12 protein-coding genes and 1 pseudogene are annotated in these 14,327 nt (G+C 73.0%); 5 read left to right on the top strand and 8 right to left on the bottom strand.

Features of this window, described 5'->3' with window-relative positions:
* The first annotated feature begins 73 nt into the window (after positions 1-73).
* Together ACFSL2_RS00065 and ACFSL2_RS00060 are read left to right on the top strand one after the other, a co-directional pair.
* Positions 74-1,213: a sensor histidine kinase gene (locus ACFSL2_RS00065; protein ID WP_377195909.1), complete on the top strand. Its 1,140-nt coding sequence runs from the start codon at positions 74-76 to the stop codon at positions 1,211-1,213.
* A gap of 5 nt (positions 1,214-1,218) precedes the next feature.
* Complete coding sequence (locus ACFSL2_RS00060) at positions 1,219-1,872, top strand: response regulator (RefSeq protein ID WP_377195908.1); 654 nt, start codon at positions 1,219-1,221, stop codon at positions 1,870-1,872.
* An 18-nt stretch (positions 1,873-1,890) separates the two neighbouring features.
* Here ACFSL2_RS00060 and fgd read toward each other — a convergent pair whose 3' ends face one another.
* The 5 genes from fgd to ACFSL2_RS00035 all read right to left on the bottom strand — a co-directional run bounded on the left by fgd (position 1,891) and on the right by ACFSL2_RS00035 (position 9,149).
* Positions 1,891-2,892: a glucose-6-phosphate dehydrogenase (coenzyme-F420) gene (gene fgd, locus ACFSL2_RS00055; RefSeq protein ID WP_377195907.1), complete on the bottom strand. Its 1,002-nt coding sequence runs from the start codon at positions 2,890-2,892 to the stop codon at positions 1,891-1,893.
* 103 nt (positions 2,893-2,995) lie between these two features.
* Entirely contained in the window at positions 2,996-3,940 is a 945-nt protein-coding gene (locus tag ACFSL2_RS00050) for a hydroxymethylglutaryl-CoA lyase (RefSeq protein ID WP_377195906.1), read from the bottom strand.
* Positions 3,933-5,888 (bottom strand): ATP-binding protein, encoded by a 1,956-nt coding sequence (locus ACFSL2_RS00045; RefSeq protein WP_377195905.1) that lies wholly within the window; start codon positions 5,886-5,888, stop codon positions 3,933-3,935. The genes ACFSL2_RS00050 and ACFSL2_RS00045 overlap by 8 nt, the downstream gene beginning before the upstream one ends.
* A gap of 7 nt (positions 5,889-5,895) precedes the next feature.
* Positions 5,896-7,461, bottom strand: a complete 1,566-nt coding sequence (locus ACFSL2_RS00040) for a carboxyl transferase domain-containing protein (RefSeq protein ID WP_377195904.1) — start codon at positions 7,459-7,461, stop codon at positions 5,896-5,898.
* Positions 7,462-7,493: 32 nt separating this feature from the next.
* Complete coding sequence (locus ACFSL2_RS00035) at positions 7,494-9,149, bottom strand: fucose isomerase (protein WP_377195903.1); 1,656 nt, start codon at positions 9,147-9,149, stop codon at positions 7,494-7,496.
* Positions 9,150-9,238: 89 nt separating this feature from the next.
* Here ACFSL2_RS00035 and ACFSL2_RS00030 point away from each other — a divergent pair, with 89 nt between their 5' ends.
* Positions 9,239-9,790, top strand: a complete 552-nt coding sequence (locus ACFSL2_RS00030) for a TetR/AcrR family transcriptional regulator (protein WP_377195902.1) — start codon at positions 9,239-9,241, stop codon at positions 9,788-9,790.
* Here the strand turns inward: ACFSL2_RS00030 and ACFSL2_RS00025 are convergent, their stop codons facing one another.
* Positions 9,791-10,960 carry an acyl-CoA dehydrogenase family protein gene (locus ACFSL2_RS00025; protein ID WP_377200745.1) on the bottom strand — a complete coding sequence of 390 codons (1,170 nt, stop codon included), beginning with the start codon at positions 10,958-10,960 and terminating at the stop codon, positions 9,791-9,793.
* 69 nt (positions 10,961-11,029) lie between these two features.
* Here ACFSL2_RS00025 and ACFSL2_RS00020 point away from each other — a divergent pair.
* Both ACFSL2_RS00020 and ACFSL2_RS00015 read left to right on the top strand, forming a co-directional pair.
* Positions 11,030-11,799: pseudogene (locus ACFSL2_RS00020) on the top strand (enoyl-CoA hydratase-related protein).
* 25 nt (positions 11,800-11,824) lie between these two features.
* Complete coding sequence (locus ACFSL2_RS00015; RefSeq protein WP_377195901.1) at positions 11,825-12,640, top strand: TrmH family RNA methyltransferase; 816 nt, start codon at positions 11,825-11,827, stop codon at positions 12,638-12,640.
* Between the two features lie 24 nt (positions 12,641-12,664).
* Here ACFSL2_RS00015 and ACFSL2_RS00010 read toward each other — a convergent pair whose 3' ends face one another.
* Together ACFSL2_RS00010 and ACFSL2_RS00005 are read right to left on the bottom strand one after the other, a co-directional pair.
* The gene (locus ACFSL2_RS00010; RefSeq protein ID WP_377195900.1) at positions 12,665-13,789 is read right to left on the bottom strand and encodes a GNAT family N-acetyltransferase; all 1,125 of its coding nucleotides are present in this window, start codon (positions 13,787-13,789) and stop codon (positions 12,665-12,667) included.
* 74 nt (positions 13,790-13,863) lie between these two features.
* Entirely contained in the window at positions 13,864-14,208 is a 345-nt protein-coding gene (locus ACFSL2_RS00005; RefSeq protein ID WP_377195899.1) for a GNAT family N-acetyltransferase, read from the bottom strand.
* Positions 14,209-14,327: the final 119 nt, after the last annotated feature.

The following is a 14,327-nucleotide window of genomic DNA, read 5'->3' as shown; positions in this document are numbered from 1 at the left end:
TCGTCTCCTGGTGTCGCCTGGAGGCGACACCGACCCTGATGCCCTGGGCCCCCGCGGTCCGTAGGGTGTCCGTGTGCCAGAGCAGAGCGCGGTCCCGCGAACGGTCGACCCACGTGTCACCGACATCGCCCTGGGGCTTGCCATGGCGCTGGTGGTCGCGGTGGTCATCGCGGCGGATCCGGACGCCGTAGGGCACGCCGGGCCCGGGGCGTACCTGTTCGCGGTGGGTTTCGGGGCGCTGGTGCTGCTGCGCCGTCATGCGCCGCGCACCGTCCTCGTGGTCACGGTGCTGGCCGTGTTCGGGTATTACACGTTCCAGTTCGCGCCCATCGGCATGGCGCTGCCCGCGGTCGCGGCGCTGTACTCGGCGGCCGAGATGCGGCGTACCGGCTGGGCAGTCGGTGCGGGCACCGCGCTGATCGCCGTCTCGACCTACTACCGAACAGTGGGCAACACACCCGAGGAGGCTCTGACGCCGTACGAGCTCGTCACCGACGTGGCGCTGGTCGCGGCCGCGATCGCGCTCGGCGTGGCGGTCCGGCTCACCCGGGAGGCGCGCGTGCACGAGGCCCGCGCCGCCGAGCAACGTCTGCAGGCCGAACGCCTGCGCATCGCGCGCGACCTGCACGACGTGGTGGGACACAACCTGTCCGTGATCGCCCTGCACTCCGGGGTGGCCACCGAGGCGGTGGGCCGGGACGACGACGCCGCCAGGGGCGCCCTGGAGCACGTGCGGGAGGCGACGTCGGGCACGCTGCACGAGCTGCGCTCGACCGTGCGGGTGCTGCGCGGGCCGGCCGGCGCACCCGCGCAGGACGCCGTCGCGCCGACCGGTCTGGCGGGCGTCGACGCCCTGGCGCGTTCGGCGCGCGCGACCGGTCTCGTCGTCGACGTCGCCCTCGACGTGCCGGACGACGCCCTCGACGGCGCCATCGGCGCCGCCGCGTACCGCGTCGTGCAGGAGTCCCTGACGAACGTGCTGCGGCACGCGGCGGCCACCCGCGTCACGGTGTCGGCCCGGGCCGCCGACGACCGTCTCGTGGTGGTGGTGTCCGACGACGGCCGGGGCGCCGGCTCCGCTCTCGTGCCCGGGTCCGGGCTCTCGGGCATGCGGGAACGGGTGACCCTGCTCGGCGGCAGCGTCACCGCGCACGACGCCCCCGGCGGCGGGTTCCGCGTCGCCGCAGACCTGCCCCTCCGTCTGGAGACGTGACACCCATGATCAACATCGTGCTCGTGGACGACCAGGAGCTCGTGCGTACGGGGCTGCGTGCCCTGGCGGAGAGCGACGGCGACATCACCGTCGTCGGCGAGGCTGCCGACGGCCGCTCCGGCGTGTCCCGGGTACGGGAGCTCCGGCCCGACGTCGTGCTCATGGACATCCGCATGCCGGGCCTGGACGGGCTCGCCGCCACCCGGGAGATCGTCGCCGACCCCGCGCTGGCCGACGTGCGGGTGCTGATCCTGACCACGTTCGACGAGGACGAGCACGTGTTCGACGCGATCCGCGCCGGGGCGGCCGGCTACCTGCTCAAGGACATCGCGCCGGTCGAGCTGCGCCGCGCCGTCCGCGTGGTCGCGGCGGGCGAGGCGCTGCTCGACCCCGGCGTGACGGCCACCGTGCTGCGCGCGGTCGCCGAGAGCCCGGCGCCCCGGCCCGCCGCGGACCGGATCGCCGGGCTCACCGAACGCGAGCGCGAGGTGCTGCAGCAGCTGGGCCGGGGGCTCACGAACGACGAGATCGCCCGCGAGCTCTACCTCAGCCCGGCCACCGCACGCACCTACGTGAGCAGGCTGCTCGCCAAGCTCGGCGCGCGGGACCGCGCAGCGCTGGTCATCCTCGCGTACGAGACGGGGGTCGTGCGGCCGTGAGGCACCCGGACGGGCAGGTCAGAGCTCCTTGAGCCGCGGCAGCACGTCCTCGCTGAACTGCGTGAGGAACCGCTCCTGGTCGTGGCCGGGGCCGTGGACCACGAGGTGGTTCAGGCCGGCGTCGACGTAGGGCTTGATCATCTCGACGGCCTGCTCCGGATCGGACGCGACGATCCACCGCTTCGCGACCTGCTCGATCGGCAGCTCGTCGGCCAGCTGCTCCATCTCGGTGGCCGAGGTGACGCTGTGCTTCTGCTCGGGCGTCAGGGAGAGCGGCGCCCAGAACCGGGTGTTCTCGAGTGCGACGGCGGCGTCGCGGTCGTAGGAGATCTTGATCTCGATCATCTTGTCGATGCCGTCCGCGGAGCGCTCCGCCTTGGCCGCGCCCTCGGCGACGGCGGGCAGCAGCTTCTCCGTGTAGAGGTCCATGCCCTTGCCCGACGTGCAGATGAAACCGTCGCCCGCACGCCCCGCGTACTTCGCCACGAGCGGTCCGCCCGCCGCGACGTAGACCGGCACCGGGTTCTCCGGCCGGTCGTAGATCTGGGCGCCGACCAGCTCGTAGTAGTCGCCCTTGAAGTCCACGGAGTCCTCGGTCCAGAGGGCCCGCATGAGCTGCACGGCCTCGCGCAGGCGAGCGAACCGCTCCTTGAACTCGGGCCACTCGCGGCCCGAGACCGCCGTCTCGTTCAGGGCCTCGCCCGTGCCGACACCGAGGAGCACGCGGTTCTCGGTGAGCAGCGCGAGGCTCGCGAACGTCTGCGCGATCACGGCCGGGTTGTAGCGGAACGTCGGGGTCAGCACGCTCGTGCCGAGCTGGATCCGGGAGGTGCGCTCCCCCGCCGCAGCGAGCCACGCCAGCGCCGACGGCGCATGGCCGCCCTCGTGGCGCCACGGCAGGAAGTGGTCGGAGACCATGGCGCTGTCCAGTCCCACCTCCTCGGCGCGTACTGCGAGCTCAACCAGCTCGCGCGGCCCGAACTGCTCGGCGGACGCCTTGTAGCCAATCTTCAGAGTCACATCTGAGACCCTACGCTCGATCTCCGCCGGGCGAACCCCGTCGTCGCGCACATCACATCCACCCAGGTCAGCCCTGCGATCGGCCACGGCTCGCGACCGCGCGCTACGGCTGCAGCGCCCGCAGCACCCGGCTCGGTGAGGGCCGCCCCAGGTGGCCCTCCAACCAGCCGCCGGTCTCCACCAGGCGCGGCATGGAAACCCCCGTGGCGATCCCCAGCCCGTCCAGCATCCAGAGCAGGTCCTCCGTGGCGAGGTTGCCGGTGGCCGACTCCGCGTACGGGCAGCCGCCCAGCCCGCCCGCCGACGTGTCGAACGTGGTCACCCCGTGCCGCAGCGCGGCGGCGACGTTGCCGAGCGCCTGCCCGTAGGTGTCGTGGGCGTGCAGCGCCAGCACGTCGTCGCTCAGGCCGGCCTCGTTCAGCGCGTCCAGGAGCGCGACGACGTGCCCCGGCGTGCCGACACCGATCGTGTCGCCGAGCGAGAGCTGCTCCGCCCCGAGGTCCATGAGCCGCTTGCCCGCCGCGACCACCTGCGCGATCGGCACGTCGCCCTCCCACGGGTCGCCGAAGCACATCGAGACGTACGCCCGTACCCGCGTCCCCGCCGCACGGGCGCGCGTCATGACCGGCTCGAACATGGCGTACTGCTCGTCGAGGGTCCGGTTCAGATTGCGGCGCGCGAACGAGTCGGTGGCGCTGGCGAAGACCGCGACGTGCCGCAGGCCGAGGTCGAGGGCGCGGTCCAGGCCGCGCTCGTTCGGCACGAGCACCGGCAGGTCGCGGGCCCGGTCGCCGAGCCGGTCCACCAGTGCGCCGAGCACCTCCTCGGCGTCGGCGAGCTGGGGTACCCAGCGCGGGTGCACCAGGCTGGTGGCCTCGACGAGAGGTAGGCCGGCGTCGAGCAGCCGCTCGACCAGGTCCACCTTGACCGTGGTGGGCACCACCGCCTTCTCGTTCTGCAGGCCGTCGCGCGGTCCCACCTCGTAGATCGTCACGCGGTCGGGCAGGCTCGGGTCGGGTACCACCTGGGGGCGACGGAGCTCAGTCATCGGTCGCCTCCGGTCCGTCCACGACCGGTTCCACCACTGCCGGTTCCACCTCGAAGAGCACCTGCCGCGCCGCGACCTGCTCCCCCGCCGCCGCGCGGACGCGCACCACACCGGCAGCGGGCGCCGCGAGCGCCACCTCCATCTTCATCGCCTCCAGCACACCGAGCGACTGCCCGGTGGTCACCTCGTCGCCGTCGTGCACCTCGACCCGCGCCAGCACACCGGGCATCGCGGCGAGCACCACGCCGTCGGACAGCTCTGCCCGTGCCGCACGCGTGGCACCCGGCCGGACGAACCGGAACGTGTGCCCGCGCGTGCTCACCTCCACCGACCGTGGGCCCACGTCGACGGCGAACCGTACGGTCGCCCCGCCCAGCTCCAGCAGCCCGTCGCCCACCGCCCGGCACGACGTCGGCGGCTCGCCCTCGCGGCGCACCTCGCCGCGGGCAGTACTCACGCGCAGCACGGTGTCGTCCAGCTCGACCCAGGTGTCGGCGGGCGGGCCGCCGAGGCGCCATCCGCCACCGTTCGGCACCGCGGCCGCCGCCACCGACCAGGCCGCCGCCACCAGCGCCGGCCCCGGGTCGGGCGCCGGTAGCGGGTGGGTGTCGAGCCACGCGGTGTGCACGTCGCCGTCGCGGAAGGCGTCGGAGTCGGCGAGCGCCCGCACGAACCCGGTGTTGGTGACCAGGCCGCCGATCGCCGTCGCGTCGAGCGCGTCGACCAGCCCTCGCCGGGCGGTCTCCCGGTCGGGGCCCATGGCCACGACCTTGCCGATCATGGGGTCGTACGCGGCGGGCACGACGGTGCCGTCCTCGATGCCCGCCTCGACCCGCACCGCGGCGGTGGCACCGGGCCAGCGCACGTGGGTGGCGGTCCCCGCCTGCGGCAGGAATCCGTTGAAGGCGTCCTCGGCGTAGACGCGCGCCTCGATCGCGTGGCCGACGACGGCGACGTCGTCCTGCGTGAAGCCGAGCTCGGCGCCGGCCGCGACGCGGAGCTGCTGCTCGACGAGGTCGATGCGCTCGCCGCGCACGGTGACCACTTCTTCGGTGACGGGGTGCTCGACCTGGAGTCGGGTGTTCATCTCGAGGAACCAGGCGCCGCCGGGGCCTGCGCCCACGTCCACGAGGAACTCGGCGGTTCCCACACCGGTGTATCCGGCCTCGCGGGCCAGGGCCACGGCCCAACCGTGCAGCGCGTCGCGCAGGGTCGGGTCGAGGTCGGGCGCCGGCGCCTCCTCCAGGACCTTCTGGTGGCGGCGCTGGGCGGAGCAGTCGCGCTCGTGCAGGTGCAGCACGTTGCCGTGCTCGTCGGCGAGGATCTGCACCTCGACGTGCCTGCCGCGCTCGATGTAGCGCTCCAGCAGCACGGTGTCGTCGCCGAACGCGGCTGCGGCCTCGCGGCGGGCGGCGGCGACGGACGGGCCGAGCTCGTGCTCCTCGTGGACGATGCGCATTCCCTTGCCGCCACCGCCGGCGGCGGCCTTGACCAGCAGGGGGAAGGTGAGGTCGGCTCCGTCGGCGTCCGCCTGCTGCTGCAGCGGGATCGCTCGCAGCACGGGAACGCCTGCCTGGTCGGCGATCTCGCGCGCCGTGTCCTTGCGGCCCAGGGCGTCCATCGCGTCGGGCGGTGGGCCGACCCAGGTGAGTCCGGCGCCGAGGACGGCACGCGCGAAGTCCGCCTGCTCCGACAGGAACCCGTAGCCGGGGTGCACGGCGTCGGCCGCGCTCTCCTTGGCGGCGGCGAGCAGGGCGGGGATCGACAGGTAGGACTCGGCGGCCGGGGTCGGGCCGATCCGTACCGCCACGTCGGCGGCACGGACGTGGGGGGCGGCGCGGTCGGCGTCGGAGTAGACAGCGACGGTGCGCAGTCCGAGGCGGCGCGCGGTGCGGATGATCCGCAGGGCGATCTCGCCGCGGTTGGCGATCAGGAGGGTTCGGATCACTGGGTGCTCACATCCGGAAGATGCCGTAGGACGGCTCGGCGATCGGGGCGTTGGCGGCAGCGGCGAGGCCGAGGGCCAGCACGCGGCGGGTGTCGGCGGGGTCGATCACGCCGTCGTCCCAGAGGCGGGCGGTGGCGTAGTAGGGGTTGCCCTGGGCCTCGTACTGGGCACGGATCGGGTCCTTGAACGCTTCGACCTCCGCGGCGGGGGCGTCGGCGAGGTCGCGGCGCACGGTCGCGAGGACGGACGCCGCCTGCTCGCCGCCCATGACGGAGATGCGGGCCCCGGGCCACATCCACAGGAACCGGGGATCGTAGGCGCGGCCGCTCATGCCGTAGTTGCCGGCACCGAACGAGCCGCCGAGCACCACGGTGAACCGTGGCACCGAGGTGCAGGCCACGGCGGTGACCAGCTTGGCGCCGTCCTTGGCGATGCCGCGGTGCTCGTACTCCTTGCCGACCATGAAGCCGGCGATGTTCTGCAGGAAGATCAGCGGGATGCGCCGCTGGTCGCACAGCTGGACGAAGTGGGCGCCCTTGAGCGCCGACTCCGAGAAGAGGATGCCGTTGTTCGCGACGATGCCCACCCGGTACCCGTCGATGCGGGCGAAGGCGCACACCAGGGTCTCGCCGTAGCGGGCCTTGAACTCGGTGAGCTCGGAGCCGTCGACGATCCGGCGGATCACGTCGCGCACGTCGTACGGGGTGCGCGGGTCGGACGGCACGTCGTAGAGGCCGTCGGGGCCCAGCTCGGGCTCCTCGGGCTCCTCGCGGTCCAGGCTCGGGGCCGGCGCCGCGCCGGTGGTGGTCGCGATGATCTCGCGGACGATGCGCAGGGCGTGCGCGTCGTCGTCGGCCAGGTGGTCCGCGACGCCCGACGTCGTGGTGTGCACCACGCCGCCGCCGAGCTCCTCCGCGGTGACGACCTCACCGGTGGCCGCCTGGACCAGGGGCGGCCCGCCCAGGAAGATGGTGCCCTCGTCGCGGACGATGACCGCCTCGTCGCTCATCGCGGGCACGTACGCGCCGCCCGCCGTGCAGGACCCCATGACGGCCGCGACCTGCGGGATGCCCCGTGCGGACAGGTTCGCCTGGTTGTAGAAGATGCGCCCGAAGTGCTCGCGGTCCGGGAACACCTCGTCCTGCATCGGCAGGTACGCGCCGCCGGAGTCGACGAGGTAGACGCAGGGCAGGTGGTTCTCGGCGGCGACCTGCTGGGCGCGCAGGTGCTTCTTGACCGTCGCCGGGTAGTAGGTGCCGCCCTTGACGGTGGCGTCGTTGGCGACGATCACGCACTCGCGGCCCGCGATGCGGCCGATGCCCGTGACGATCCCCGCGCTGGGTACCGCCCACTCACCCCCGTACATGTCGTAGGCCGCGAGGGCTCCGATCTCCAAGAACGCGGACCCGGGGTCGAGCAGGCGGTCCACGCGGTCGCGGGCGAGCAGCTTGCCGCGCGCCGTGTGTTTCTCGCGAGCGGCGGGCGAGCCGCCCTCGCGGACGCGCGCCAGCCGCTCGCGCAGCTGCGCGGTGAGAGTGCGTAGATCCGGTCCAACGCCGGTGTCGGTGGCCATGTGCCGCAGCATAGTCCGCTGGTTAATGATCGTTAACCCCCTGCGGGTCGCGCGAGCGCCGCGACCTCTCCGCAGACGTGCACCTGGACGCCCAGCCCTGCGAAGAACGCCGCCTTGGCGACGAGCGCGTCGTCGGCGGTCGCCGCGTCCGGGGCGTAGGCCACGTTGAGGTGGTTGGCCTTGTGCCGCGCCATGAACTGGTCCCGGCTCACCCCGTGCAGCACGGCGTGCATGATCGGCCACTCCGGGTTGGTGGCCTGCCAGCGACGCTCGGTCTCCTCCGGGGGCAGGGTGACGGCCGTGGCGCGCCCCAGGTCGACGTGCAGGCGCCCGCCGGCGATGTAGACGCGGGACCAGACGATCTCGCCGGCCCGGGAGACGCCCTTGACGGTGGAGCCGCCGAGCGGGAAGTACACCGGGTTCTGCCGCCACCCCTGGGCGCCCGCGTAGCCGCCCTCCAGGTGCGACGGCGGCACGGAGCCCGAGATCTCGAACACCCACACGAACCGCCCGTCGTACTCCTCGCCCCAGCGCACGTCGTGCAGGGTCGTGGCCGGGTCCAGGCCCATCGCGGTCCAGAGCCGGTTGGTCACCAGCGCGTCCACCGCCACGCCCTCGTCGGCCTCGTTGAAGTGCGGCAGCGCCTTGCCGTCCCAGAGCACGCGGGCACCGTCGCGCGAGGTGACCGGAGGGCGCACCACGTTGTTGAGCAGGCCCTCGGCCAGGTCGGAGGCGGGACTCAGGTCCTTCAGCCCCTGCTGGTACTGGATGCCGACGGCGTCCAGCCCGAAGTCGTCGGCGATGCGCAGCGCGGCGACGTACATCTTGTGCTGCCAGCGCAGCTGTGCGGCGGTGAGCTCGGTGGCCTCGTCCTGCCCGAGGCGGAACGTCATCCCCGCGCCCTCGAGCCACGCCTGCACGGCGTCGGCCTCGCCGTCGGGCACCTGCTGCATCTCGGCCCACAGCGCGGACTGGCTCAGCCGCTCCTTGTAGATGCCGATCGGGCCCAGCAGCTCGTCGTCGATGATCGCGTTGTACATGCCCATGCAGCCCTCGTCGAAGACGCCGATGATCGCCTTGTCGCGCAGCAGCTGGTCGGCGAGCGCCCGCCCGAGGTCGACCTGGGGCCCTGCGGGCAGGTCCGGTGCGTCGGTCACGTGCGACGCGTCGTGCTCGATGCGGCCGGTGTCCAGCCACTGCCGGAGGCCGTCCCGGAACCACTGGTCCGTGAAGTCCACGCTCCAGATCGTCGAGTACGGCTTGTCCATCTTGGTCAGCCCGGCGTTCAGGCCGAGCAGACCCACGAGGCCCGGCCAGTCCCCCACGAAGTTCGCGACGGTCAGGATCGGGCCCTGGTGCGTGCGCAGGCCGGCCAGCACGTGGTGGCTGTACTGCCACACCGCCTCTGCCACGATCAGCGGCGCCTCCGGCGGGACCGAGCGGAACACCTCGAGCCCCATCCGCTGCGAGCTGATGAACCCGTGGCCCGTGGCGGGGTCGACGTCGTTGGCGCGCACGACCGTCCAGCCGAGCTCGGCGAAGGCCGCCGTGAGGTCGGCCTCCATGGCGGCCTGGGTGGGCCAGCCCGCCTGGTTCGCCGACTCGCGCAGGTCGCCGCTGGCGACGAGGTACGCGGTCTGGGGCGCCACCTGCGGGCGGGGGGTGACGGCGGGAAGTTCGTAGGACATGTGGGACTCCTTCATCCGCTCATGCTGCTCCGGCACTCCGGCTCCGGACACTCTGACAGATGCCGATCGCTCGCTCCTAGACTGCTCCCGTGACCCCGCGCCGGCAGCAGATCCTGAGCACGGCAGCCGACCTGTTCGCCGCCCGTGGCTTCCACGGCGTCTCGATGGGCGACATCGGTGCGGCCGTCGGCATCTCCGGACCAGCCCTGTACAAGCACTTCGCGAGCAAGGACGACATCCTCGGGCAGTGCCTCCTGCACGCGTCGGACCAGCTCCTCGCCGGGGCACGGGAGCTGCTGTCCGCACCGGATGCCGCACCCGAGGGTGCGCTGGAGGCCCTGATCGCCCGGCACGCCGACTTCGCGCTCGACAACCCGGCGCTGATCGTCGTGCAGGAACGGGAGTGGGGCGCGCTCGGGGCCGACGCCCGCGGACAGGTCCGCGAGCGCCAGCTCGCCTACGTCGACGTGTGGTGCGACGCGCTGCGTCCACTGCGGCCGGACCTGTCGGGCCCGCAGGCTCGGGCGGCCGTCCAGGCCGCGTTCGGCCTGCTCAACTCGACCCCGCACAGCGCCCGCATCGGCCGCACCACGATGCGCGGTATCCTCACGACGATGGCCCGCGCGGCCCTGCTCCCCTGACTACTCGACGGGGAGGCCCAGGCCCCGCGCGATGAGCATGCGCTGCAGCTCGGAGGTGCCCTCGCCGATCTCCAGGACCTTCGCGTCGCGGTAGAAGCGGGCGATGGGGCCGTCCTCCATGACGCCGTAGCCGCCGAACACCTGCGCCGCGATGCGCGTGGCGGTCACGGCGGACTCCGTGGCGTAGAGCTTGGCGACGGACGAGGCGCGGCGGAACTCGTCGAGCGGCGCGCCGCCGTCCTTCAGGGCCGCTGCCCGGTAGGTGAGCGCCCGGCTGGCCTGGAGCATCACCTCGACGTCGGCGATCTGGAAGGCCACGCCCTGCTTGCGGCCGATGGGCCCGCCGAAGGTGGGGCGCACGCCCGCGTGCTCCACGCTCAGGTCGAGCATCGCCTGGATGCACCCGGTGGCCAGGGCGGCCACGGCGACCCGGCCGGTGTTGAGCGAGATCATGAGCTGCTTGAACCCGTTGCCGCGTACGCCGAGCAGGTTCGCCTCGGGGACGCGGACGTTCTCGAACCGCAGGGCGTGGGTGTCGCAGGAACGCCAGCTCATCTTGTCGTGCAGGGGTTCGACGATGAACCCGGGGGTGTCGGTGGGCACGATGATGGCGCTGAGCTCGGGCCGCCCGTCGGGCAGGGTGCCCGTGCGCGCCGCGACGGTGCAGAGGCTGGTGATGGGGGTTCCGGAGTTGGTGATGAACTGCTTGGCGCCGTTGATGACCCACTCGCCGTCGACGAGCTCCGCCGTGGTGCTCATGGCGTTGGCGTCGCTGCCCGCGCCGGGTTCGGTGAGGCCGAAGGCGCCGAGGCGGCGGCCCGCGACAAGGTCGGGCAACCAGGTCTGCTTCTGCTCCTCGGTCCCGTAGGCCAGCAGGGTTCCCACCCCGAGGCCGACGCCGGCTCCGAGCGTGATGCCGACGGACTGGTCCACGCGGCCGATCTCCTCGACGGCGATGCTGAGCCCGGTGAGCCCGAGGTCGGACCCGCCGTATTCCTCCGGGGCGGTCAGGCCGAACAGGCCCAGCTCTCCCATCTGGTGCACCACCTCGACGGGCAGGCGACTCTCCCTGTCCCATCGGGCGATGTGGGGCGCTATCTCGCGGTCGGCGAAGTCCCGGACCGCGTCCCGGAGCTTGGTGTGCTCCGGGTTCTCTGGTGAGGTATGCATGTTAGGCATGCCACTGAGGTTAACCACCATTAACCTCATCGCGCCAGGCCCCCACCCGAAGGACTTCCCATGCCGAACCAGAGTCAGGTCGCCTACGACGTCGTAGAGCCCGAGCAGGCCGACGCCCCAACCGTGCCGTACGCCCGGATCACGCTCGACGCCCCGGAGCGTCGCAACGCGCTCTCGTACGCCGTGCTCGACCAGCTCGATGCCGCCCTGGATCGTGCGGCGCACGACGACGTCCGCTCCGTGGTCCTGGCCGCGAACGGCCCGGCGTTCTGTTCCGGTGCCGATCTCACGGAGGCGCTGGCCGACGGGATGAGCCGCTCCGCACGGCGGCTCGCGGAGGTGCTGCGTACCATCCTCGCCCTGCCCAAGCCCGTCGTGGCGCGCGTGCACGGGCCGGTGCGGGCGGCGGGATCGGGCTGGTCGCCGCGTGCGACGTCGCGATCAGCGCCGACCACATCACGTACGCCTTCACCGAGGCCCGCCTCGCGCTCGCGCCCGCCGTCATCTCGCTCGCCGTGCTGCCGCGGATGACGCCGCGCGCCGCGTCCCGCACCTTCCTGACCGGTGCGCAGTTCACCGCCGCCGAGGCCGCGGCCTGGGGGCTGGTGACGCAGGCCGTGCCGTCGGCCGACCTCGACCAGGCCGTCGACGCCGTGCTGGCCGACCTCGCGGCGGGCGACCCGCAGGGCCTGACGGCGACCAAGGCGCTGCTCAACGAGGACGTGCTGACCCGCTTCGACGCCCACGTGGACGACGCCGTCACCGGGTCGGCCGAGCTGTTCGGCTCGGAGCGCGCACGGGCGGCGATGGAGCGGCTGCTGCGGCGCTGACCGGGAAACGGTGTTGGATGGGGGTGTGGCCACCCGGATCTCCCTGCGCAACGCGCGCTTCCAGCAGTTGCAGACCCTGCTCACCAACCGCAACAAGCGGCATCGCGCCGGGCAGTTCATCGTGCAGGGCGTGCGCCCCATCACGATGGCCGTCGAGCACGGCTGGGAGATCCAGGCCCTGCTGTACGACGGCGAGCGCCGCCTCTCGCAGTGGGCCAGGGACCTGCTCGCGGCCCACCCGCACACCGAGCACGTGAAGATGTCGCCCGACCTCCTCGCCGAGCTGGCCGAGAAGGACGAGGCCGAGCTGCTCGCCGTCGTCGCGATGCGGCCCGACGACCTGAACCGCATCGAGGCGGGCCAGGACCTGCTCGGGGTCGTGTTCGACCGGCCCACGCAGCCGGGCAACATCGGCGCGGTCATCCGGTCCGCCGACGCGTTCGGGGCGCACGGCGTGATCACCACGGGCCACTCGGCCGACGCCTACGACCCCAAGGCGGTGCGCGCCACCACCGGATCGTTCTTCGCGATGCCGGTGGTGCGGAGCCCCTCCCCCGCGGCGGTAGTCTCCTGGGTCGAGGAGCGCCGCGCCGCCGGCCTCCCGATAGTCGTCGTGGCCACGGACGAGGGCGGCGAGGCCGACGTGTCCGCGTTCGACCTCACCCAGCCGGTCCTGCTGCTGGTCGGCAGCGAGACCGACGGTCTGACCCGCGCGTGGCGCGACGCGGCCGACGTGACGCTGAGCATCCCGATGACCGGCTCGGCCAGCTCGCTCAACGCGGCCAACGCCGCCACCGTGGTGCTCTACGAGGCCCGGCGCCAGCGCCTCGCCGGGCGCTGACGGCGCCCGGCGCAGCGCCCCGGCTCAGAGCTCGATCGAGTACATCCGCGATCCCGACGTCTTGACGTAGCCGAGGCTCGCGTAGAGGCCGTGCGCGCCGCTCGGGTTGGCCGTGTCGACGTCGAGCGCCGCGTACTGCATGCCGTCGGCGGCGAACGCCCGCATTCCCGCGGCGAGTGCCGCGAGGGCGGCCTTGCGACCTCGGTAGGCACGGCGCGCCCCCAGGATGTCCGTGTACCCGAACGTGTAGCCACGCACGGCGAAGTCCTCCGTGTACCGCGCCGCCAGCTCGTAGCCCACCACGAGGGGCTGCCCGGCACGCAGCACGGCGGCCGTCTCCGGGTCGGTGTCCGGCGAGGCCAGCAACGCGTCGACGTCCGGCTCCGGGTCCACCACGAGGAAGGACCACTCGGGCGCGAAGCAGGCGCGCTGGGCCCACTGCTCACGAGTCTGCGGCTGGCTGCCCCAGTGGTCGCGGAAGGCGTCGTTGTGGGCGAGCCGGGTCGCCTCGTCCAGGTCCTTCGACCAGGGCACGAGCCGCAGCGAGCCCGCCAGGGGTACGTCCGGCACGGGCCCCGCGTCAGGTCCGCTCAGCGGCCGAGCCAGGTCGGAGTAGTACCGGCGCACCTCGAACCCAGCCCGCTCGTACAACCGGTGCTTGCCGGCGGGCCCGTCGTCGGTGAACACCCCGATCCGCCCGGGCACCTCCTTGCCCGACGCCGCCAGCAGCTGCCGGGCGCGGCCCGCCTCCCAGGCCAGCAGCTCACGGCCGATGCCCTCGCCGCGCCGGTCCGGGTGCACCCCACCCCAGCAGAAGGCGCGGACCTGCGTCACGTCACCGGGCGGGCACTCGACCTGGGCCCAGGCGACCAGGGCGCCGTCGTCCGCCGTACCGGTGGAGAAGCCGAGCAGGGAATCGGCGGCCATGTCCCCCCACGCGCCCTCGAACAGCTCCTCGATCTCCTCGAGGGTCTCCGCGTACGGCTCGGCGTCGGCCCGGGCGATGTGGTTGCGCAGCGCCAGCCAGGCGGGCGCGTCCTCGCGGGTCGCGGCGCGCCAGGTCAGGTTGCCCGCCGTGGGCAGGGGCAGGGCCGCCGGCGCGGCCGCGCGCTCGGCGATGGGGGCGAGGTGCGGGGTGTCCACGGTCATGATCTCTCCGGCTGCTCAGAGCTAGATGAAGTGCTGCTGGATGAGGTGCTCGATGTGACGTGCTCGACGTGAAGTCAGAGCTCGATGGTGAAGAGGGTGGAGCCGTCGCTCTTGGTGAAGCCGAGCCGTGCGTACAGACCGGTCGCGCCGGTCGGGTTGTCCGTGTCCACGTCGAGCTCGGCCTGCTGCATGCCGGCGTCCGCGAAGACGCGCATCGCGTGCGTGAGCAGCGCCACCGCGATGCGCCGGCCACGGTAGTCGCGCCGCACGCCCAGCAGGTCGGTGTACCCGGCGGTGTACCCCTGCGACTCCCAGTCGTGCTCGTACCGCGCGGCCAGGTGCAGCCCCACGACGTAGGGCGTGCCCGGCGCGACGGTCGCGTCGCCCGGCTGCTCCGCTCGGACCCCTGGTACCGCCACGACTCGTCCACCACCACGAACGACCACTCGGGGGCGAACGAGCTGCGGTACGCCCGCCACGACTCGGGCGTGCGCGGCTGGCTGCCCAGTGGTCGCGGAACGCGTCGTTGCGCGCGAGC

The organism is Promicromonospora aerolata (assembly GCF_042682255.1).
GTDB classification, from domain to species: Bacteria; Actinomycetota; Actinomycetes; order Actinomycetales; family Cellulomonadaceae; genus Promicromonospora; species Promicromonospora aerolata.
Note: the sequence above shows the minus strand (reverse complement) of the source record. Positions and strands in the feature narration are given on the sequence as shown.